We start from the raw sequence: 22,124 nt of genomic DNA on the forward strand, positions 1-22,124 counted from the left end.
ATTATGATGATGATCAAAGCAAACGGTGAAGCAAAATTCATGGCGTTGTATGAAGCGCTGGCAAGCGAAGTCAGATGGAGGATTATGAGCCTCATTGCAGATAATGAAATGAATGTGAAGGAGATCGCGGCTAAGTTAGAGCTTAGCCCTTCCATAGTTACTATGCATATCCGAAAGCTCGAACAAGCTGGACTTACAGGAAGCCACAGGGTACGCCTAAACGGAGGAACGCACAAAATGTGCTTCCTTAAACAAAAAAGAGTTGAGATCGAACTCCCCACTGCCACTCAAACCCCGAGGATCAGAGAGCAGACCATTTCAGTCGGTCATTATACTTCGTTTGATGTTCATCCTACATGTGGTCTTGGAACACAAGAGAAAGAAATTGGGGTTTGGGACGATCCCCGCTATTTTCTGGATCCCGAGCGGGTCAACGCCGGCATTTTGTGGTTTGGGAGAGGTTACGTAGAGTACAAAACGCCTAACTACTTACTTCCCGGTCAAATGCCCGACGCCATCGAGATTTCAATGGAAATTGCTTCTGAAGCCCCGGGCTTGAGAGATCATTGGCCTTCTGATATTGAGTTCTTTTTTAACGGTGTGAAGCTTGGAACTTGGACCAGTCCGGCAGACTTTGGAAGAGCGGCACGAGGCATATATACTCCGGATTGGTGGCATCGGAATGTAAATCAATACGGGTTATTGAAGACGATCCGCATTGATACTTCGGGCACATTTATTGATGAAGAAAGGATGTCGGACATTACTGTCGCAGATATTTTGCTGCGGGAACAATTCTGGACGCTTCGTTTCGCAGTTGACGAGAAGGCTGTTAATGTTGGTGGTTTGACACTTTATGGGGCTGGATTCGGTAATCATGACCAAGATATTTTAATTCGTGTGTACCTAGGAACGATGACCTAATGAAGCAGGATATTTCAGTTATAGTTGTTTTCTCCATGCAGTTTATCAGCTGGAGCTGGTAAACTAACCATATATTGAAGGAGTTGAGAGGAGAGATATTCTGAATTATAACGAGGTTATTAAAATTGCTGATACACACATACTTCCATTAGTGATGGAATTGTACGGATTGGAAGGTTATGAAATCAGGCTTATCAATGCACATGAAGGAGGACGGAATGTTGCATATAACTGTGATAAAGCTGATTCTGAAGCAAAAATAATCAGAATTGCCTTCTTAAGCGACAGAAGCCGAGAAGATATTCTGGGTGAAGTGGAATATATCAGGTACTTGTACGAGCATGGCGGCAGTGTTTCGAATGTGGTTAACTCCCAGAAGGGGAATCTGCTGGAAACGATAACTCTTAATAATCATACCTTTTTTGTCTGCTTGTTTGTAAAGGCCAAGGGGGGTATGCTCGTGGAAAATAATTATCAGTATCGGGAAGGCGTTCCTATTACGGAATACTATTATAACTGCGGTAAAGTCCTTGGAAAAATGCATCAATTATCGAAGGGATATACGCCTGTCCATTCTCGGTATGATTTTTTTGATAAATACAATGCCGATTATATAGATAAGCTAATACCTGACTCGTTATCTCTGCTGAAGGAGAAGCTGGTAGATCTCCTTACAACGTTAGAAGGGATGGACAGGGATCACGAGTCTTTTGGGATGGTCCATTTTGATTACTGCGATGGGAATTATATGATCGATTTTAATACAGGGCAAATAACTGTGTTTGATTTCGATAACTCCTGCTTTTGTTGGTATATGTATGACCTGGCAAATCTCTGGACACTTGGAGTGGGCTGGATACAATTTGAACAAGATACTGATAAACGCAAAAAGTTTATGGATGATTATTTTAAAACAGTCCTTGATGGCTACAGATCCGAGACCAGGATCGAAGATTCGATGTTAGGTACATTGCCATTATTTATCCAAGTAACCCTCATGGAAAACATCGTTGATGCATTCGAGGTAATGCGGAACAATGGTGAAGAGCCGGAATGCGATGAAGAGCTGTCATATCGTATAAAATGTCTAGAAGACGATATCCCATATGTAGGATTTTTCCATGAAATTTACTCATGTGATGAACCCTTTGAGTATGAGGAACGAGATATTTAGGATGATGGTGTTTATGATATGCTGCGGATAAATTCATAGTAGACTCAAATAAGCAGGAGTTGGAGTAAAAATGGTTTACGAAAAACCGGAATTGACCATGAGTGAAATTGAAAAAGTACTGTGGAATCATCTTGGACAGGGAGCGGCTGAGATTACACCGATGTCTGGCGGCAATATTAGCAACGTGTTTTCTTTTATTCTCGAAGGAAAAGACTATGTTGTGAAATTCAGCGATTTGGAACGAGCATATGAGACCGAACAATTTGTATCCAATTTGCTACTCGACCAAGGTATCCCTTTCCCGAAATGTTTGGGGTTAGGGAGGACTAATCAGTTAACCTATTTGATCATGGAGCGAATGGAAGGTCGCAATCTTTCCGATTGTACAGCAGAGGAACAAACCCGGCTGATGCCTGAAATTATCGGCATTTTAACAAGAATGGCCGAAACGGATATTGGGGGAACTAACGGGTATGGTTGGATCGGGCCTGACGGCAATGGCTCCTATTCATCTTGGAAAGACTTCGTCATTGCCGTAAATGCGGAAGATCAGACGGGGACATTCTGGGAGAATTGGCATGAACTCTTCCGCACGTCTTGCTTGGAAAGAGACGTATACGAAGAAATCTATAGTCGTTTGATGACCTACGTACCCTATAATGAATCTAATAGAAGCTTTATACACGGAGATTTTCAACAGTGGAATATTTTGTCCAACGGAACAAGGATAACCAGCATTATTGATGGAAATTGCATGTATGGCGATTCTCTCATAGACCTTGCGATTCTCGACAAGCATATGCCTTGGTGTAATGTCATTAACGCGTATCAAAACTATCAAGAGAAAGCTAGAATAGTGACCCCGAATTTTGAGGAGCGGCTAATCGGTGCCTATTATTTTAAGGGACTCGATGGACTTCGATTCTATGCTAAGATGGGCTGGACAGATGCTTATCAGGACACACGGCATTTTCTTTTAAACCTGAAACTCTAATAACTATACACTTTACCTTATCCTATACATTTACATTTACTAGCCGCATAATTGCGGCTTTTTGTATATAAATATCAAATTTATAGGAGCAAATTCCCCCACTGAGATTATTGACCTTAGACTTACGACCTGTAATAATTGCACCTGAACTTGCCATTAATCCACTATCTATAGCTTTGTTCAACTTGATAAAATGTAAGCGCAATCATTTAATCTATCGATTGGAGGAGTATGGCATGAAAAAGATTGGGGCAGGTTTTATATTCTTACTTGTGATGTGCGCAGCCTTATCCACAACTGCGTTCGCGAAACAGCCTTATTCATCCTATTGGTTTCCGGAGCAATTGCTTCAGTGGAGTCCGGCATCCGACCCGGATGCGGCATTTAACCGGAGCACAGTCCCGCTGCAGGACCGTTTTGTAGCAGATGGAGTCAACGCTCATGCAACCAAAGCGCCAAAAGTCATGGCTTTATCAGCACTGAACCCGGGAACAAGCGGAGTTCCATCGCAGGGTTCAAGCAAATTCGAAGCTAACACATTTACCTATTGGCAATATGTTGACAAGCTGGTCTATTGGGGTGGTTCCGCGGGCGAAGGGATCATCGTACCTCCAAGCGCTGATACGATCGACGCGGCTCATAAAAATGGCGTGCCGATTATCGGAACGGTGTTCTTCCCACCAACCGTATATGGCGGGAAGTATGAATGGGTCAAGCAGATGCTTCAGCAGAATAGTGACGGCTCCTTTCCCGCTGCTGACAAGTTGATCCAGGTTGCGAGCCATTACGGATTTGACGGCTGGTTTATTAACCAGGAGACTGAGGGCGGAACACCGGCCGACGCACAGCAAATGAAAGCTTTCCTAAGTTATCTGGAATCACACAAGTCAAATTCTATGCACATCGTATGGTATGATTCCATGACCAATGAGGGCAGTATCAGTTGGCAAAATGCACTTAACGACAAGAATGCGATGTTCCTGCAAGACAATAAAAAGCAAATAACGGACAGTATGTTTCTGAACTTCTGGTGGAAGGATCTTAAAAGCTCGGCAGAGAAGGCTAGAAGCTTGGGCAGAAGTCCATATGACTTGTATGCAGGCATCGATGTCGAAGCCAAGGGTTACGATACAAAGGTGAACTGGAATCTGTTGTTTCCGGATAAAGATCCTGCCGTTACTTCCCTTGGTATTTACCGCCCGGATTGGGCTTTTAACAGCGCAGAGAGTATGGAAGATTTCTTTGTACGCGAGAACAAATTCTGGGTGGGTCCAAACGGGAATCCGAGTAACACCTCGAGCGATCAAGCCTGGAAAGGTATCGCAAACGATGTGATCGAATCATCATCAGTAAATGAGCTGCCTTTCACCACTAACTTCAACACGGGAAGCGGACAGAAATATTTTGTACGAGGGAAGCAGGTGCGGGATAAGGGCTGGAACAACCGGAGTCTGCAGGATATTCTTCCCTCCTGGCGCTGGATCGCAGACAGCAAAGGTACCCCACTTACACCAGTGCTCGATTGGTCCAATGCATATTACGGCGGCAGTTCGCTGAAGGTATCAGGCGTGCTGAACCCTAACAATGCGACACATCTGAAACTCTACAAGACCGACCTTAAGATCGAAGCAAGCACAAAGCTGTCTATTACGTACAAAACACAAAATAAGCCAAGCCTGAAGGTTGGTCTCGCTTTCGCAGACCATCCCAACCAATATGTCTTCCTTAACGTGAAGGATAAGACATCGCCAGACTGGACTACTGAAACATTGAATTTGACCCCATACAAAGGGAAACGGATCGTAGCGTTGTCACTGTATTTTGACTCTAAGGATGCGATTAATAATTACAACATTCAAATTGGCCAGCTCTCTATTCAAAATGCTAATGACTCGATCAAACCATTGCCCGCGGTTCGCGATCTTAAGGTCACTCAATCCGATTTCCGCAATGGTATTTATGGAGACGCCCGATTACAGTGGAAACAGCTTGACCAGCAGGTCAAACAATACGAAATCTATCGTGTACTGCCAGATGGTAGTGAAATGTTCATAGGTGCAACACCAAATCATGTGTTTTACGTTCCTGAGATACGAAGAATAGACAAAGAAACGGTCACAGTATTGAAGGTTGTTGCCATCAATGGAAGATACGAGCAAGGTCAACCCTCTAGCGTGAAGATCAGCTGGCCGGATTATCCAAAGCCGATTGCGGAGTTCAAGGCTGATCGAACCCTAGTGGCTCCAGGCGAGAGCGTAAACTTCACCGACCTGTCGACTGAAGTGACAGAAGGATGGTCATGGACCTTCGAAAGCGGAAGCCCGGCGGTCAGCACATCGAAGAACCCAGTTGTGACATTCGCTCAGGAGGGCGTTTATAGCGTGACGCTAACTGCAACCAACAGCTCGGGCCAAGACACAATTACGAAAAAAGGGCTCATCACAGTGAGCAAGGAAGCTGGCGCAGTGAAAAATCTGGCACTTGGTAAAACTGCAACAGCCGATCATGCCTGCGGGGAAAAGGAAGGGGCACCTAACGCCGTAGATGGTAAAGTGACGGATAACAGTAAATGGTGCGCAATTGGCAATCTGCCCCATTGGCTTCAGGTTGACCTCGGCGCCGAACATCAACTCAGCACTTTTGTCATCAAGCATGCTGAGAGCGGAGGAGAGTGGTCCGGTTTTAATACCAGTGATTATACGATTCAGGTCAGCAGCGACGGAACGAACTGGACGGATGTTGTCAACGTCCAAGGAAACTCGGCTGCCGAGTCGACTGATTCAATTGCGTTAGTAAAAGCCCGCTATGTAAAATTATTGATTCTCAAACCTACGCAGGGAGCCGATACGGCAGCGCGGATCTATGAGTTTGAAGTGAAGGGATTATAATATACCCTATTACGACATTCTAATATTAAAGCAAATAAACCGTAGGCCACTTGAGGGGCTGCGGTTTATTTGCTTTAACACTAATGATAGCTGAAATCAAAAAAAGAACCTGATTTATCTCATCAGATTCTTATATATTGCATATGAAAAGACACGATGATATAATCAACTCACGACTGATATTCAAAGGTTAGGCATAATAATTGCATCTTATATATTTATATTATCATGCCGTTAAATTCTTGTCAATTTTTTTCTCAATTTAATAGTTAGGAGCGATAATAAATGCGTTCTTTAGTTCTCGGTTTTCAGGAAGTGGACAATACACAGCTTTTGCTCGTTGGCGGAAAAGGGTTAAATTTAGGGAGATTATCAAAAATAGAAGGAATACAAGTACCAGAAGGATTCTGTATTACAACAGTAGGATATCACCAAGCCCTCGAACAGAACCAAACGTATCATGCTTTGTTGGATCAACTAACTATGCTAAAAGTAGAAGATCGGGATCAAATCGGTGAAATCAGTAGGAAGATTCGGCAAATCATTATGGAAGCAGAAATTCCTTCCGATGTTGTGAAGGCAGTTTCTCGCTATCTCACCCAGCTTGGTGATGAACATGCTTATGCAGTGCGTTCTAGTGCCACCGCTGAAGATTTACCACATGCCTCTTTTGCAGGTCAACAAGATACCTATTTAAATATCATCGGCATAGAAGCAATCCTTCAGCATATCAGCAAATGTTGGGCTTCTCTATTTACGGATCGTGCCGTAATCTACCGTATGCAAAATGGATTTGACCACAGTCAAGTTTATTTATCCGTTATCGTTCAAAGGATGGTTTTTCCACAGGCTTCAGGGATTTTATTTACCGCTGATCCGATTACTTCTAACCGGAAACTGCTATCCATCGATGCTAGTTTTGGACTTGGCGAAGCACTGGTCTCTGGCTTGGTATCTGCCGATTGTTATAAAGTACAGCAAGAGAAAATTGTCGATAAGAGAATAGCAACCAAAAAATTGGCTATCTACGGACTAAAAGAAGGCGGAACAGAGACCCGGCAGATCGACCTCGAACAGCAAAAGACTCAAACACTTACTGAACAACAAATTTTACAAATAGCAAGGATAGGCAGACAGATTGAAGCCTATTTTGGTTGCCCACAAGATATCGAATGGTGTTTGGACGAGGATACATTTTATATCGTCCAGAGTCGGCCAATCACGACTTTATTCCCCATCCCTGAAGCGAATGATCAAGAAAACCACGTTTATGTATCTGTTGGTCATCAACAAATGATGACAGATCCCATGAAACCGATGGGATTGGCTTTTTACCTGTTAACGACTCCTGCACCTATGCGTACAGCTGGCGGAAGATTGTTTGTTGATGTCACATCAAGTCTTGCTTCACCTGGCAGCAGAGAAATGATCATAGAAGCATTAGGTAAATCTGATCCCCTCATAAAAGACGCACTCATAACCCTCGTAGAGCGAGAAGATTTTATAAAATTTTCGGCAGATAATGAAAAAGCTTCTACTCCGAGTAAAAGCAATACAAGCCTGCCACCTAGTGATTCTCAAGTACAACTCGAAAATGATCTGACAATCGTTTCTGACCTCATTAAGAGCAACCAAGCATCGATAGAAGAGCTGCAACAAAACATTCAAACCAAATCAGGGGCGGAGTTGTTTGATTTTATTCTGGAAGATATGCAGCAATTAAAGAAGATTCTATTCAACCCACAAAGTATGCGTGTGATTATGGCTGCTATGGATGCTTCAGCATGGATCAATGAAAAAATAAATGAGTGGTTAGGTGAAAAAAACGTAGCAGATACGCTTTCTCAATCTGTACAGGGCAATATTACTTCGGAAATGGGTCTGGCGTTACTCAATCTCGCTGATGTGATTCGGCCTTATCCGGAAGTCATTGATTATTTACAGCAGGTTAAAGACGATAATTTCTTAGATGAACTGGTTAGTTTTGAGGGTGGGCAGGAAACCCAAGAGGCTTTCTATGACTATCTCAGCAAATACGGAATGCGATGTACCGGAGAAATCGATCTTACAAGAACTCGTTGGAGCGAAAAACCAACTACACTTGTCCCCATGATTCTTAGTAATATCAAAAACTTTGAACCTAATGCTGGCCATCGGAAATTTGAGCAAGGTCGACAGGAAGCTTTGAAAAAAGAACAAGAGCTATTAGATCGATTGAAGCAATTACCCGATGGTGAACAAAAAGCTAAAGAAACAAAACGAATGATTGATCTCATCCGGAATTTCAGCGGGTTTAGGGAATACCCCAAATACGGTATGGTTAATCGCTACTTCGTTTATAAGCAAGCTTTATTAAAAGAAGCCGAACAACTCGTACAAGCAGGAGTTATTCCTGAAAAAGAAGATATATACTATATAACGTTTGAAGAACTTCGCGAAGTCGTAAGTAGATGCAAACTGGATTACCAGATCATCAGCAAACGAAAAGAAGAGTACAAATTATATGAAAAACTAACTCCACCACGTGTTCTCACGTCTGATGGTGAAATTATTGCGGGTAAGTACAACCGAGAAAACCTCCCAACAGAAGCTATTGTAGGTCTAGCGGTTTCTTCTGGTGTTATAGAGGGACGAGCGCGTGTCATCTTAAACATGGAGGATGCTGATCTAGAAGATGGAGATATATTAGTTACCTTATTCACTGACCCTAGCTGGACTCCATTGTTTGTATCTGTAAAAGGCCTAGTTACTGAAGTTGGTGGTCTAATGACCCATGGGGCAGTTATTGCGCGTGAATATGGCTTACCAGCAGTTGTCGGAGTGGAGAATGCTACCAAATTGATAAAAGATGGGCAACGAATTCGTGTGCATGGTACAGAAGGCTATATCGAAATATTGTAATGGTTGAATCACGAATGTAGTTTGACAAATCGAATCTTTTGAATTATTTTTAATAGTGAATTTTTAATTCATTATTAAAGGTGAGGGGCAATATGCAGTCTAAAAAAGACGAAGTAAAACAGGAAATTGAATCCGCTGCTTTAAAGGTATTTTTCCGAAAAGGCTTCTCTGATGCCAAAATGAATGATATTGCCGATGAAATTCAAATTTCTGTTGGCAATATTTATACTTATTTTAAAAATAAAAAAGAGTTGTTCTATTCGGTTGTTCCCCCGTCTTTAGTGGACTATTTGAAGAATGTGCTAGTGGAAAATATTCGTATCGATAACCAGACTTTTTTTGATGATGTTAATAATGAGAAAAAATCAGCCATCGTTCAAGAGCAAATAAATATATTAACCCAGTACAGCAGGCAGATTGTCATTATTTTTGAAAAGAATAAAGGGACCGTATATAGCAATGCCAAAAACGAGCTGATCGATCTGATGATCGAAACTAAAAGACCCTTTATAAAAGATCATTATAAAAGATATGAAATCGGAACCGAAGAAAATATGATTCTGCTGAAGATCATCGCGAACAATGTCATCAATATGATTCTGGATTTATTAAAGCACGAGATGAGCGCCGATAGCCGGAGAAGGATTTTTGAGGCATTAAGCTTATACTGGCTGCATGGACTAAAAAGCTTAAACGAATAACATCAATGTGCCGAAATTAGGTGTGGGGTGGAACTGGGGCGCAACGCTGCAATGAGGGACAACCAAGTGGATATGCATATTTAGCATCTACGAGGGTCCCTATTTTTTTAATCCAATAATGAATTATTTATTCATTATTGGGCGGTGTAATCAAGAAACGGGGGAAGTTACGATGAAGACAGGTTATGCGTTTATGGACTGTAATGTTATTTATGGAGATGCGAAAAAAGGGACTGATTCCCATATGACGATTTTGATTGATGAAAACGGCTTGATTCAGGAGATCGGGAAAGCAAGCGCTGTAACTGTCCCCACCCATTTCCAAACGATCGATTGTTCGGGGAAATATGTGATGCCCGGTCTCATCAACGCGCATGTCCATCTTTTTGCCGATGGTAAGCCGTTTACGCTGTCTGCCAGTGAAGGTCTGCTGAATTTTGCGTTTCATCATATTTTGGATACGAGACTGGGCAGAAACATGTTGAAGAGACGGATGAAAAAAAATGCCCTAACCGCACTGCATTCCGGAGTAACAACGATGCGTAGCGTAGGTGAATTTTTTTATACTGATGTTCAGTTGAGGGATGAGATTAAGGCAAATCAATCTATTGGACCTAATCTTTTGGTATCTGGGTATTTCCTGAGCGTAACGGATGGCCACGGTGCACCTTATTTGGCTTTGGTCGGTGATTCACCATGGGAAGGGAGAAGAAATGTAAGAATCAATGTAAAAAACGGAGTGGACCTAATCAAAATATGTGTAACTGGCGGGGTCACCGATGCCAAAAGGATCGGAGAAGCAGGCCGCTTGCAAATGACGGAAGAAGAGGTGGCTGCCATTTGCGAGGAAGCTCACAAAATTGGGATGCGTGTGGCGGCACATGCAGAAAGTACCGAAGGTGTAAGAGTTGCGTTAAAGGGTGGAGTGGATACTATTGAACACGGCGCGGAGATGGATGAGGATATGATCAGGCTGTACAAAAATAATCCCAGAGCCTTAAAGGGCTACACCGCTGTGATTCCTACTTTACAAGCAGCTTATCCCAGTGCGAAATTAGATCCGATCCTGACAAAGTTGAATACAACCATTAAGGAAAATGCCCGGCTTGTGTATGACTCTATGTTAACAGGGCTACAGCAGGCTATAGAACATGATATCAAAATCGGTGTGGGAACGGACGCTGCTATGTCCTATGTAACCCACTATGATCTTTGGCGTGAGCTTGATCATTTCATGCGACAAACAAAGCTGAATGCAAGTGAGGTTATTGAACTAGTAACCAAATCAAATGCAGATATTTTGGGAATCGATCACCTGACAGGTTCTATAGATGTGGGCAAATATGCGGATTTAATCATGATGGAGCAAAACCCATTGGAGAACATAAAAGCTTTGTCTGATGTAGCTATGGTTATGGTCAGAGGGAATTTAATACAAACACCATCTGTGACCAGAATTCAAGCAGTGGACGAGCTGCTGGATACGGTTTGGATTTAGGAGTTACTCAGATATTCCAAAACAAAAGAAAAACCCCCTCTTTACTATGGAGTAACTCCATACCTTATGATACCCTTTGTCAGGACAGATGACCTATGTAAGCCTGCAAATCATCAATCACTCAAAGGAGACAAGGATATGGATCAACAATTGAAGCAAAAGAATCAGTTAAAACAAATTAGCGAGATAATAATGAATTGGGTCGAACGTGATGAGGAGAAGATTGTTCAGTTCTTCTCAAGTCTAGTTAAATGTGATACCCCTAGCCCTCCAGGTGATACGCGTGAGGCAATGGCGATGGTTCAGAGTTACCTCGACATCGAAGGACTTCCGTACAGGCAAGTCAACGCCAAAGATACCATGCCAAATATCATTTCTTCGGTGCAAATGCCAAGCGAGGGTAGGCATCTGATGTTCAACGGACATCTCGATGTACTGCCTGCTGGAGATGAACCCGGGTGGACTGACGATCCATGGAGCGGAAAGATTGTGAACGGTCGGGTATGGGGACGCGGGACGTCAGATATGAAGGCAGGCGTAACGGCGATGCTTTTCGCCTACACGTATCTATCACAATTACGAGATCAACTGAAGGGCAAACTATCGCTTACCATCGTCTCCGATGAAGAGACTGGATATGGACGGGGCACCGGCTTTATGTTCGAGCAGATCGAAAGCGAAATGGAAGCCGACTGCGTCCTCAGCGCCGAACCCTCTGGAACGGATGCGATTTCGTTCGCCTCGAAGGGTTACATGCAGTTTTCTGTACGAGTGGCGACACGGGGAGCTATATCCGGGTATCCTAACGAAAGCAAAAGCTCGATCCGTATCGCCACCGATATCATCCTCGACCTTGACGAGTTGGAAGGTATCGAGGTAGACGTTCCCTCCTCGATTACGGATATACTCTCTAATCCGCAGCGGCGTGAACAGTACAACGAGTCCAGAGGAGAAGGTGCGGCTGAGATTCTGCCATTAATCACGGTTAATGTTGGTACGATCGAGGGTGGCAATTCACCTAGTGTCATTTCACCTGATTGTATATTCTCGGTATCCGTTGTTCTTCCAGTCGGAGCTGATCCGTATACGATTTTCTCGAAAGCCAGAGATATTGTTGCTCGCTATCCCGAAGCAGAAATCAAATTGGAAGGCGTCGATTCGGCGGATGTATCGGATCCAGACAGTGAGATGGCTAGGATCTTGCAGGAGACGGTAGAAGATTTGGGGTGGAACAAACCGGTGCTGGTTCCTGATGTTGCAATTTCCGATTGTCGGTACTGGCGTTATCGTGGTACGCCTGCTTTCTGGTATGGTCCGGACGGAAGCAATTGCAGCGCGGCCAATGAGTCGGTATCGATCAAGGAATTGCTGCATCTGGTTCGCACCCATGCCTTAGCGGCAACGCAGTACCTCATGAATAATTATATAGAAGAAGACACAGAAGAAAAAAGTGTTGAAGGATCAGCAGTGTCTGAAGAAAAACCTAAGATCGCTGCACACAAACCAGAGATCAAATCGCTGCCGGCTCTGCGCGTCGCCCGCATCATGGCAAAAGCGAAGAGCTTTAATCACATCAACCCTATCATTGGTCCAATGTTTAATCAGCTCTACCTCAGCCTTACCCAGGCAGGTGTGATTGTTGGTGCGGTATCGCTAGCCACCTTTGAGGAAGACGTGGACGGTAACGGGTTAATTGTGACTGCCGCATTCCCTGTCGGACCAGAGGTTGTCTCCGGAGACGGATTCGAGGTCGTAGTACTCTCTGGTGTTGAAGCGGCTGTAACGACGGTCCACCGTGGCTCAGAAAGCACTGCTGCCACCTGGAATAATCTCCGACGTTGGATTAGTAGAGAGGGGTATCGGCCTCAGGAAGTATACCGCGAGTTCTACATCGTGGCTCAACCGAATCCGCAAGAGCTCTGGGCTACCGAGTTGCAGCAACTCGTCACACGACGCTAAGCTATAAATTAAATTTTCTACTTTATAGCAAGACTGATTTTCGTGACAAAGTCTTCTTCTCTATTGGTTGACAATGCATTGACCAAATATTCTTCATAAGCATTACCGGATACATGAAACCCTCTATCCCTAATTTCATTTAACAGGAACGGATAAACTTCCGTTATGCTCTCATAGCTGCCTTTATGATAAAGAATGGCATAAAGACCTGCGGATTTTAATTCGGCATTCGGAGTTTCAGTGTGAACAAACAAACGTTCAACTCGGTTAAACCGACCATGCAAGATATCCTCTTTGCTAGTCACAGAACCAATGAAAGCTGGACCTTTCATTCCTGTTTGCTCTAAAAAAACTTCATAATCGTAATTCCATTCTTCGTTAGAGGTATCACCGGTACGTGGATTCGGGGCACTATATATCACGTGTTCCTCCGGTAATTCAACGAATGTAACTTCACCTAGTGTGGTATTTATTAATTCTTCTGATATGGATGTCAACTTCGAAAGGAACCAATAAATTTCTTGTAGCTTTTTAATTTCTTCTTCCACCTTTATGAGTTGTTCTTCAGCAAGCTTGGTCAATTTCTCCGAGGAAGGTGAACTGAAATAGCTCTTCAGATCTTTAATAGGAAAGTTCAACGATCGGAGTGATTGTATAGCCCAAAAGGTATCGAGCTGCTGTATAGTGTAATATCGATATCCGTTATCGCTTATTCCTGCTGGTTGAAATAGCTTTATTTTGTCATAGTAGAATAATGTATCTTTTTTGATTCCGAATAGCTTAGCAAATTCACCAGTATAAAAATTCGTTAGATTTTTTCTAATCATGAGTAAATTATCCTTTACTATAGAGTAAGTCCATACCCAATAGTACCATTTGTACGGAAAGATATCATTTATACTGCGGTTTAGATGTAGTTACGATTGCCATTCCACAGATCACAGAACAAGAAACTTCCGTAAACATGCGAATCGATACAGCGATTCCTACCACAAAAAAGCCATACTGATTAACCAGTCTTTTCTTCTTTATTGCATACTACCCGGTATGAATAACTATAAGCCTGTCAGCCTTTCTGGTCGGGAAGCTTATTTATTATGATTCCTGTAAATAACGTACCCGCCTGAAGGGAATTCTAGAGATGAGAGACATCTCAAATTCTAATCAGGATGAGGACGGAATTCATGAAGCAACCTTCCAGTAAAACTGAAGAAGACGATAAACTGAAATGGTGGCAACTAAGCTTGTTAGGCATAGCAGGCACTATAGGAACCGGGTACTTTCTTGGCTCAGGTCTAGCAATTTCCATGGGAGGGCCAGCAGTACTGCTAGCCTACATTTTAGCTGCTATTGGAACATATGTCGTATTTGATGCACTGGCTCAGATGACAGCGGAAGATCCGGAGCAGGGTTCATTTCGATCCTATGCAAAAAAAGCATTTGGAAATTGGGCAGGGTTCGGGAGCGGCTGGGTATATTGGTTTTCGGAACTGTTGATTATGGGAAGTCAGCTCACAGCATTGTCCATATTCTCGCGTTTTTGGTTCCCGGCCGTACCGATGTGGGTATTTGCTGCCAGCTTTGCGGCCGTGAGCCTATTGATTGTGTTTTTTGGTAATAAGGGCTTTGACAGGGTTGAAAATATACTGGCCATCATTAAAGTGGCGGCTATACTAATGTTCCTTGTTATTGCTGCCGTACTTCTGACGGGTTGGATCGGCGGTTCTAAGTTCTCACCGAAAGTTCCACTTGGGTTTAAAGCGTTGTTTCCATCTGGAGGTATCGGGTTGTGGTCTGCCTTTATTTTTGCTTTTTATGCCTATGGTGGCATTGAGGTGCTGGGAATTATGTCCTACAGGCTAAAGAAACCTGAGGAAGCTCCAAAAGCAGGAAAGGTGATGTTGCTGGGACTGGCTACAGTATACGTTCTCTCAATCGGGCTTGCAGTAATCATGGTGCCGCTTAGTGCTTTTAATCCAAAAGAAAGTCCTTTTGTGCTCGCGCTCAGCAGCGACCATCTGACCTTTATACCGCATTTGTTTAACGGGGTGTTGATCATAGCTGGGTTCTCCACGATGACAGCTTCGCTTTATGCCATTACCTCGATGATGATCACTCTTTCACAGGAAGGGGATGCACCCAAGGTTTTTTCGAAGAAATGGAAGGATAAATATCCGTTTTTTGCCCTTTGTTTAATAGCTGGAGGTTTAGGGGGTGCCATTATGATGTCATTGTGGTTGCCAGGAAAAGTATACGAATACATTACAACAGCTGCCGGACTGATGATCCTCTATAACTGGTCCTTTATATTGCTCTCCTCCCGCAAGCTGCTTAAGCCCAGTCTTCTAAACGGGGTGAAACGCTGGCTAGGCTTAGTGCTGATCGCTACTGCTGTAGCAGGTACGCTATTTCATGCGCTCAGTCGTCCAGGCTTCTACATCAGCCTGCTAATTGTTTCGCTGATTGCCTTGAGTGATTGGATCGTTCAACACATCCGTAATAAGAAGGACAGTTCTGTTATGGGGCATGGGGCGGACGAACAGACCCATGAATATCATTCTTTACCGGGCGGTCCTGAATTTCGGATTAAGGGCATCAGGATGCGAAAAAACAAGGTTTAATGAAAAAAGAGAAGTCGGGCAGCCTGTACACCAAAATAAAAACCAAATCCAATCAGCGACAGACCTGACAGAACGGAGATCGCCTTCAATACCCGAACGGTTAGAAATTTACGAAAGAGGCTGGAGGCGGCAGCCATGGTTATATCCCAGAAAAGAATCCCTAGTACGATTGCTCCGCTATAGATCAATAACTGCTGCATCGGATACTCGCTGACCGCCTTGGCTAATATTGAGCCGTAAATACCCAACCAAAAAAGGATCGAGAGGGGATTGAACAAGGACATGAGAAATCCCGACAGATAAGATTTGGATAGTGAGGTATCGTTGCCCCTCAGCCCGTCAGCTGAAATGTCACCTGTATTTTTAATGCTGTCTACACCTGAATAGACGAGGACAAAGAATCCGAACAACCATAAAAACACTTTAACAAACGGAGCATCCAGCAGATGAATGAGGCCAAAATAAACAAGCAGCATGTAGATGATATCGGCACTAACCGCCCCTAAACCGACTATCCAGGCAGGCATAAATCCTCCGCGGAGTCCCTTGTCCAGCTGTGCTGCATTAATGGGTCCGAGAGGTGCCGAGAGGGATAATCCTAGAATCATATAACCTATAAATACGTTAATGTTGTCCTCCTCCTTTATATAGATAGCTTATTCTGATAAAGGCAGTGGTAGGACAACCAAAAAAAGGCCCGCGGAAGATCGCGGGCCTTCTTTTATAAGAAACTAAAGAGTGAGTAGAATTACGCCTTAACGGATTCAGGTCTTTTAACAAGAAGAGGTGGAGGAATCAACCAGCCCTTTTTCTTAGTCAAATGTAGAATTTTAAGGCCGATGGCTGCTTTGGTAAGGTGATATTTAGCAAACAAAGCCCCTATATCTTCTCTGATCGATTGTCCCATTGCCTGACTACATGCCACAAGTCCAACAGCATTATCAGCTGCAAGTTTGGCAGCAATTTCAGGATCTGTGAAACGTGCCCCTACAGGAATATCTTCAAGCTTGGCATCGGGCCGATTTGGCATTAATGGTGCTGATGCAATACCTTGCTCTGAGAGCAGTGTATCACACTCACTAATTTCAAGCTCCGCTTGATCAATTAGAGCTCCTAATATTTTTTTTAGGTCATTGTCGCCCGCGTGGTACATATAAGCTCTGTAACAAGAGAGTGCTCCCTTTGCGACCATTGAGGCTTGCCAAACCGTAAAAATCTCTCCATAATGCATCGGTTCTTCTTTGGGGTTACCGCCTAGAATCCCTGTCATAAATAGTCTCCTTTATTGTTGGATTTGAACAAACATTAGCATGCCCACAACAACAAGAAAATTGCAGCTTTTCACATAAAATAGGTATGTCAATTTGAGGCTTCGACATCCGTGCAAGTTTAAGGATAAATAACACTAATTTTCTCATAATAGGATAAATGTGAAAATAAGGAACGATAAAATTGAACACGAGTTGTGGAGGAATCAAATGTTTTTCATCGTGATGATTGGATAGATACTTCCATGGACGATGACAGATACTATTTTAGAGAGGACTTATCAGTAATCGTTCTAACGGACCGCTTGCAAGTATAATTGCCTTTGCATTCAATGAAGTTGGTTATCACTGGAGAGAGTCGAGTGTATCTCCAATCGAGGCATGGATTAGGAGTCATTGCTTCCAACACTTTTGGTAAAGTGTTAAGCCCTGTCCTCGGCGCTTATTTAGGTACATTGTTATGGTTTGCACCCTTGAAGGAATTGAAAAAGAAAATCGAGGCACGATCACTTCTTTATATAGCAGCCGTAGGGGCGGAACGTGACTGCTATCCTTATTCGCTGTTACTCCAAGCGAGGGAAAGACAGGAGGGAAGAACAATCAGAAGCAAAGCTAGTCCTCAAAATTCTAGGATAGGAAAGATGAAATAGGGGAAAATAGAAATGGGTGCTGCCTGCCCAATATTGTTCTGGAGGGAAAAAAATGAAGAAGATTGCTACTTTTGCATCAGTTGCATGTCTTAGTTTACTTTTAAGTATTCCAGCATTTGCGAACCAAGATGAAGCAAACCTAGGGATACAAACACATTACTCGGCTAATCAAACAAATGATAACCTGAATGCAAGGAATGTTAATGCAACGGGTAATCATAATTCAACAGCGGTCGAGAATGGAAATTACCGAGCGCAGGCAGTCGGGGATGAGAATCGAGGCACTAATTGGAGCTGGTTGGGTCTCTTAGGGTTGCTTGGACTTACAGGCTTGCGGAATAGAAGCCGAGAAAAAAGCTAAACTTTTTAGAGTTAAAGGGAACTATAGGGGCCATTTTTATGATTAGAACTTAGAACTGAGGACTGCATTTACAGACTCGGCAAAAAATTTATACCTTTAATTTGTTCTAAATAAAAAGCCGGTTTCAGGATGATCCTGAATAACCGGCTTTACATTTTTTTAGCAAACCATTTTTAGGAGAGATTTAAAGATAATCGCACTTGAATTTGCCATTCACCAGCCACAGGTTCCAGAAGTCGTCCGTAACCCGCACATATTGGCATGCTCAGTGAGGAATTCAGGAATTCCGCGTATTCCACCAAAACAGGACTTCGTAATGATAATTTTATTCCATGTTTTACGAAAATTGGGGAACCGGACAAAAGTGGGAGAGCAACGGCAGTACTTCAGAAGACAGAAGCTTCTGGACCATGTTTATGATTGAAGAATAATTTTTTTAAAAACTAGAGGATTTGAATTCATAGGCCCTGTTTGATTAAACTCCAGATGCGTTCAAACCTGTCTTGGTAGTCAGGTAAATTCCAGGATTCTTTGAAGGATGGGAGGCTAAATACTGCAAACGCAGAGAGAATCGCCTCAGCCCGTTCCAAGTGGGGATCGTGATAGTCCATGAAGCCGTCAATAATTTGGTAGGAATCCCAGAGAACATCGCGTAATACCAGTGGATTGCTATCCACGTATTGAGTATTCAAGGCAAACATCTTGGGATTCTCGTTATAAGCCCGTTTTTTTGCGTTAACAAATGCCCATAACCAATCGTGAAGCAATTCTTGCGGTTTAGTTAAACTAGTCATATCTAATTTAATTTGTTCTGAAATCATCCGGTTGAACCAGCTCTTAGATACGGCTGCCCAGAGCTCTTGCTTATTTTTAAAGTGCTTATAGAGCGCTGCATGGGTGATACTTAATTCATCCGCAATTTGTGAGAGTGTCACTTCGGATTTTTCCGTGCGTTTAATTAATGCCTCAGCTGTTTCAATAATGAGCTCTTGTGTGATTTTAGCCACAGTACTGCCAACCCTTCTTTCTTCAATAAATTCCTTTTTATCATTAATACACTTGCGAATATTTTAACATATAAAATAATCAGTAACAATTATTGATTTTTGTAACTTATTGCTTTATGCTTATTGTATAAGTTACAAAAATAAATAAATGTTACTTTTTTAACGCATAGGAGGTCATTAATTATGAAAGCAGCACAGATCACCAAATATTCAAAAAAGTTCATAGTAAAAGTGAACGATATTCCAATCCCAGAAATAAGTGATAACGAAGTCTTGGTCCAGGTGAAAGCAGCAGCAGTTAATCATTTGGAATTGCTCATTGGTACCGGAAGCGTAAAGCTGATTCAGGATTATGAATTCCCATTGGTACTTGGTAACGAGCTGACGGGTGTTATTGAAAAAGTGGGTAAGAAGGTGCAAGGCTTCAAAGTTGGCGATGCAATTTATTCACGTCTGCCACTACAAAAAATCGGTGCCTTTGCGGAATACGCGGCAATTAATGCAAATGCCATCGGGCACCTACCCGCTAATTTGAATTTTGTGACTGGTGCAGCTGCGCCATTAACAGGATTGACAGCCTATCAAGGATTAAATGAAGAATTAGATGCTAAAGCTGGCGAAATCGTGTTTATCCCTGGAGGTTCTGGTTCATTTGGCCAAATGGCCATTCCTATCGCCAAAAGTATGGGGCTCAAGGTCATCATCAGTGGAAATCCAGAAGCACGTGAACGGACAATGGCCGCTGGTGCAGACCAATATATTGATTATACGACTGAGAACTATTGGGAACAGCTTGGTGATGTAGATTATGTGATTGATACCTTGGGACCAAGCGAATTTGATCATGAGCTTTCAATTATTAAAGCAGGAGGCCGCCTTCTTTCTCTGCGGACCGGTCCTAACAAACGTTTTGCAGAAGATCTGGGCTTCTCTGGCTGGAAAAAAAAGCTCTTCACCATCGCTGGGGCTAAGTATGATCATAAAGCGAAGAAAAAGAAGATTCAATATCATTTCATTTTTGTTCGCAGTGATGGCGAACAATTAAAGAAAATCACGAAGATTATTGAAGATAATGGGATTGTACCAGCAGTGGACCCAACAGAATTCCACATAGAAGAGATTAACGAAGCACTGAATTTTGTTGCTGAAGGTCATCCTAAAGGGAAAGTTATTATCAGATTTTAAGGAGTATATCTAAATTGGTTGTCGAAAAATTCTTTACTGATCATTCTAGAATTGATATACTGATTTAAATTAGAGTTAATAGTGTAGTTTTTTTGCCGTAACTAGAATGATCGTTCTTGAATATTTCGAAGAAATTTATTAAGGGAGGGATGAACGAGATACAAGTTTAATCGTGAACAAAACTCTATCGAAATGTTGTTAAATGATCAAAAAACTTAAAAGGGAGAGAATAATATGAAATATACAGTGATTACAGGAGCAAGCTCAGGAATTGGGTATGAAACAGCATTGGCGTTTGCTGCACGCGGTAAAAATTTAATTTTGGTAGCTAGAAGATTAGATAAATTAGAAGAACTTAAATCAACAATTCAGAATATTGATCCTAATGTAAATGTTCTTGTTCGTTCAAGTGATCTGTCTGTTACAGAGCAGGCTTACACACTGTATAACACTTTGAAGGAATACCAAATAGAAACCTGGATTAATAATGCAGGACTTGGTGAAGCTTCTTTTGTGGTAGAACAGAATTTAGATAAAGTTGAAACTATGTTACGTGTTAACATCGAATCCTTGACGATCCTTTCTACACTATTTGTGCGAGATTATGCTGATGTAGAAGGAACTCAGTTAATTAACGTATCATCCGCACTCGGATATGCCATTGCTGTTGGGAGCGTTGCTTATTCTGCATCTAAATATTATGTTAGTGCCTTCACCGAAGGGCTTGCAAAAGAACTAGAGCTTAAAGGCGCGAAATTAAAAGCAAAAGTTTTAGCTCCAGCAATAACTGAAACGGAATTTGTGAAGAAATCAATAGATGCTGAAGAATTTGATTACAAAGCAAACATGCCTAAGTACCACACTGCCAAACAAATGGCGAGTTTCATGGTAGAACTTTATAATAGCAATGATATGATAGGGATTGTTGACCAGAACTATAACTTCAATCTGAGAGATCAAATCTATCCAATTATATCTGAGTTTTAAATCGAATTAGATATTAGTCACGAAAACGATCGTCGAAGAAACTGGAGCAAAAAGAACTGGCTTCCCTATTCTTAAACGTAGGGTACAACTTTTGCACACGTTGGAAAAAGATTGGACTCTGGATTGTTTAAAAACAGCCAAAGTAAGAATCCAATGGTAAGCATCAGTTCAGTTATCATGTTATGAATAAAATCAAGCATCTTGCTTGATTTTATTTACGTTTTATATATTAGTTTGCGGATCGTTTACTTAAATGTATAATGATTGCTTGAGGTGATTACAATGGCAAGAAGCAAAGAATTTGAAATTAATGAAGTACTAGATAAAGCGATACAACTATTTTGGATGCAAGGTTACGAGAAAACTTCAATGCAAGATTTGGTAGACTGTATGGGAATTCACAGAAGAAGTATCTATGATACATTTGGTGATAAGCACGCCTTATATTTGACGGCACTCCAACGGTACGAATCTACTCAAAACAAAAAAATGAGATTCTTGGTTGAGAAGCAAGAACCGGTAAAGGAGATCATTCGACAATTTCTAGAATCCTCGATGAGGAGCGAAGGAGAACCTCAAGGATGTTTCATAGTTAATTCGGGTGTGGAGCTGGGAGTACTGGATCCGGAGGTTGCATCCTTTGTTGAGAATAGCTATTCAAAAACGGAGAAGTTGTTATATGACCTCGTTCATACTGGTCAGCAAAGAGGTGAACTTAGAATTTCACTGGAGCCCGAGGCCATTTCTCATTATTTAATGAATGCCTGGTTAGGACTGCGTACAATGGTAAAAACGGCAACGGATCATAAAAAATTAACAAGTATTATTCATACCATACTGATCACTCTAGATTAAAACTCCTTTATCTATCTGCAATGTAAGAGGAGAAGCACTTGTATCGAATGCCGAAAATAGACAATCAACTTACTGCTACCCGAGTACGCAAAGAATAGAACCGGCTTAATACGCCCAGCTTAACTATATATATACAGCATCCGACACCAGC

At 42.2% G+C, this 22,124-nt stretch carries 17 protein-coding genes; 13 read left to right on the forward strand and 4 right to left on the reverse strand.

The window, feature by feature from the left end:
* Positions 1–9 precede the first annotated feature (9 nt).
* The 8 genes from MKZ16_RS16360 to MKZ16_RS16395 all read left to right on the forward strand — a co-directional run bounded on the left by MKZ16_RS16360 (position 10) and on the right by MKZ16_RS16395 (position 13,039).
* The gene (locus MKZ16_RS16360) at positions 10–924 is read left to right on the forward strand and encodes an ArsR family transcriptional regulator (RefSeq protein ID WP_076099187.1); all 915 of its coding nucleotides are present in this window, start codon (positions 10–12) and stop codon (positions 922–924) included.
* 154 nt (positions 925–1,078) lie between these two features.
* Positions 1,079–2,098, forward strand: coding sequence for a phosphotransferase (locus tag MKZ16_RS16365; RefSeq protein WP_178420265.1), 1,020 nt, complete (start codon positions 1,079–1,081; stop codon positions 2,096–2,098).
* A 70-nt stretch (positions 2,099–2,168) separates the two neighbouring features.
* The gene (locus MKZ16_RS16370) at positions 2,169–3,092 is read left to right on the forward strand and encodes an aminoglycoside phosphotransferase family protein (protein ID WP_076105754.1); all 924 of its coding nucleotides are present in this window, start codon (positions 2,169–2,171) and stop codon (positions 3,090–3,092) included.
* Between the two features lie 236 nt (positions 3,093–3,328).
* A complete protein-coding gene (locus tag MKZ16_RS16375; protein ID WP_076105756.1) occupies positions 3,329–5,980 on the forward strand; it encodes a discoidin domain-containing protein in 2,652 nt (883 codons plus the stop codon).
* Positions 5,981–6,265: 285 nt separating this feature from the next.
* Positions 6,266–8,881 carry a phosphoenolpyruvate synthase gene (ppsA, locus tag MKZ16_RS16380; protein WP_076105758.1) on the forward strand — a complete coding sequence of 872 codons (2,616 nt, stop codon included), beginning with the start codon at positions 6,266–6,268 and terminating at the stop codon, positions 8,879–8,881.
* Positions 8,882–8,973: 92 nt separating this feature from the next.
* A complete protein-coding gene (locus MKZ16_RS16385) occupies positions 8,974–9,582 on the forward strand; it encodes a TetR/AcrR family transcriptional regulator (protein WP_076105760.1) in 609 nt (202 codons plus the stop codon).
* A gap of 172 nt (positions 9,583–9,754) precedes the next feature.
* Positions 9,755–11,080 carry an amidohydrolase family protein gene (locus MKZ16_RS16390; RefSeq protein WP_076105761.1) on the forward strand — a complete coding sequence of 442 codons (1,326 nt, stop codon included), beginning with the start codon at positions 9,755–9,757 and terminating at the stop codon, positions 11,078–11,080.
* 192 nt (positions 11,081–11,272) lie between these two features.
* Positions 11,273–13,039 carry a M20/M25/M40 family metallo-hydrolase gene (locus MKZ16_RS16395; RefSeq protein ID WP_339814249.1) on the forward strand — a complete coding sequence of 589 codons (1,767 nt, stop codon included), beginning with the start codon at positions 11,273–11,275 and terminating at the stop codon, positions 13,037–13,039.
* Between the two features lie 17 nt (positions 13,040–13,056).
* Here MKZ16_RS16395 and MKZ16_RS16400 read toward each other — a convergent pair whose 3' ends face one another.
* A complete protein-coding gene (locus MKZ16_RS16400; RefSeq protein WP_076105766.1) occupies positions 13,057–13,866 on the reverse strand; it encodes a MerR family transcriptional regulator in 810 nt (269 codons plus the stop codon).
* Positions 13,867–14,223: 357 nt separating this feature from the next.
* On the opposite strand from MKZ16_RS16400, the gene MKZ16_RS16405 reads away from it, so the two are divergent.
* Entirely contained in the window at positions 14,224–15,660 is a 1,437-nt protein-coding gene (locus tag MKZ16_RS16405) for an amino acid permease (protein WP_076099178.1), read from the forward strand.
* Here the strand turns inward: MKZ16_RS16405 and MKZ16_RS16410 are convergent.
* Together MKZ16_RS16410 and MKZ16_RS16415 are read right to left on the reverse strand one after the other, a co-directional pair.
* Positions 15,657–16,289, reverse strand: a complete 633-nt coding sequence (locus MKZ16_RS16410) for a LysE family transporter (protein ID WP_076099177.1) — start codon at positions 16,287–16,289, stop codon at positions 15,657–15,659. The two genes, MKZ16_RS16405 and MKZ16_RS16410, sit on opposite strands and share 4 nt — an antisense overlap.
* Positions 16,290–16,408: 119 nt before the next feature.
* Positions 16,409–16,930: a DUF3231 family protein gene (locus tag MKZ16_RS16415; RefSeq protein ID WP_076105768.1), complete on the reverse strand. Its 522-nt coding sequence runs from the start codon at positions 16,928–16,930 to the stop codon at positions 16,409–16,411.
* A gap of 700 nt (positions 16,931–17,630) precedes the next feature.
* On the opposite strand from MKZ16_RS16415, the gene MKZ16_RS16420 reads away from it, so the two are divergent.
* Positions 17,631–17,939 (forward strand): WGxxGxxG family protein, encoded by a 309-nt coding sequence (locus MKZ16_RS16420; protein WP_038571232.1) that lies wholly within the window; start codon positions 17,631–17,633, stop codon positions 17,937–17,939.
* A gap of 458 nt (positions 17,940–18,397) precedes the next feature.
* Here MKZ16_RS16420 and MKZ16_RS16425 read toward each other — a convergent pair whose 3' ends face one another.
* Positions 18,398–18,946: a TetR/AcrR family transcriptional regulator gene (locus tag MKZ16_RS16425; RefSeq protein ID WP_038571236.1), complete on the reverse strand. Its 549-nt coding sequence runs from the start codon at positions 18,944–18,946 to the stop codon at positions 18,398–18,400.
* A 183-nt stretch (positions 18,947–19,129) separates the two neighbouring features.
* Between MKZ16_RS16425 and MKZ16_RS16430 the strand changes: the two genes are divergently transcribed.
* From MKZ16_RS16430 to MKZ16_RS16440, 3 genes are all read left to right on the forward strand, one after another.
* Positions 19,130–20,131 carry an NADP-dependent oxidoreductase gene (locus MKZ16_RS16430; RefSeq protein WP_076105771.1) on the forward strand — a complete coding sequence of 334 codons (1,002 nt, stop codon included), beginning with the start codon at positions 19,130–19,132 and terminating at the stop codon, positions 20,129–20,131.
* Positions 20,132–20,365: 234 nt separating this feature from the next.
* Positions 20,366–21,118, forward strand: coding sequence for an SDR family NAD(P)-dependent oxidoreductase (locus MKZ16_RS16435; protein ID WP_038571241.1), 753 nt, complete (start codon positions 20,366–20,368; stop codon positions 21,116–21,118).
* 282 nt (positions 21,119–21,400) lie between these two features.
* Positions 21,401–21,973, forward strand: coding sequence for a TetR/AcrR family transcriptional regulator (locus MKZ16_RS16440; protein WP_076105774.1), 573 nt, complete (start codon positions 21,401–21,403; stop codon positions 21,971–21,973).
* Positions 21,974–22,124 lie beyond the last annotated feature (151 nt).

The sequence above is a fragment of the Paenibacillus sp. FSL R5-0928 genome, assembly GCF_037970385.1.
Taxonomy (GTDB): Bacteria; Bacillota; Bacilli; order Paenibacillales; family Paenibacillaceae; genus Paenibacillus_AQ; species Paenibacillus_AQ odorifer.

Coding starts and splice junctions, on each gene's coding strand:
- MKZ16_RS16420 (WP_038571232.1), top strand. CDS start 17,631: ATGAAGAAGATTGCTACTTTTGCATCAGTTGCATGTCTTAGTTTACTT.
- MKZ16_RS16405 (WP_076099178.1), top strand. CDS start 14,224: ATGAAGCAACCTTCCAGTAAAACTGAAGAAGACGATAAACTGAAATGG.
- MKZ16_RS16385 (WP_076105760.1), top strand. CDS start 8,974: ATGCAGTCTAAAAAAGACGAAGTAAAACAGGAAATTGAATCCGCTGCT.
- MKZ16_RS16430 (WP_076105771.1), top strand. CDS start 19,130: ATGAAAGCAGCACAGATCACCAAATATTCAAAAAAGTTCATAGTAAAA.
- MKZ16_RS16375 (WP_076105756.1), top strand. CDS start 3,329: ATGAAAAAGATTGGGGCAGGTTTTATATTCTTACTTGTGATGTGCGCA.
- MKZ16_RS16415 (WP_076105768.1), bottom strand. CDS start 16,930: ATGACAGGGATTCTAGGCGGTAACCCCAAAGAAGAACCGATGCATTAT.
- MKZ16_RS16370 (WP_076105754.1), top strand. CDS start 2,169: ATGGTTTACGAAAAACCGGAATTGACCATGAGTGAAATTGAAAAAGTA.
- MKZ16_RS16360 (WP_076099187.1), top strand. CDS start 10: ATGATCAAAGCAAACGGTGAAGCAAAATTCATGGCGTTGTATGAAGCG.
- MKZ16_RS16390 (WP_076105761.1), top strand. CDS start 9,755: ATGAAGACAGGTTATGCGTTTATGGACTGTAATGTTATTTATGGAGAT.
- MKZ16_RS16435 (WP_038571241.1), top strand. CDS start 20,366: ATGAAATATACAGTGATTACAGGAGCAAGCTCAGGAATTGGGTATGAA.
- MKZ16_RS16395 (WP_339814249.1), top strand. CDS start 11,273: ATGAATTGGGTCGAACGTGATGAGGAGAAGATTGTTCAGTTCTTCTCA.
- ppsA (WP_076105758.1), top strand. CDS start 6,266: ATGCGTTCTTTAGTTCTCGGTTTTCAGGAAGTGGACAATACACAGCTT.
- MKZ16_RS16400 (WP_076105766.1), bottom strand. CDS start 13,866: ATGATTAGAAAAAATCTAACGAATTTTTATACTGGTGAATTTGCTAAG.
- MKZ16_RS16440 (WP_076105774.1), top strand. CDS start 21,401: ATGGCAAGAAGCAAAGAATTTGAAATTAATGAAGTACTAGATAAAGCG.
- MKZ16_RS16365 (WP_178420265.1), top strand. CDS start 1,079: ATGGAATTGTACGGATTGGAAGGTTATGAAATCAGGCTTATCAATGCA.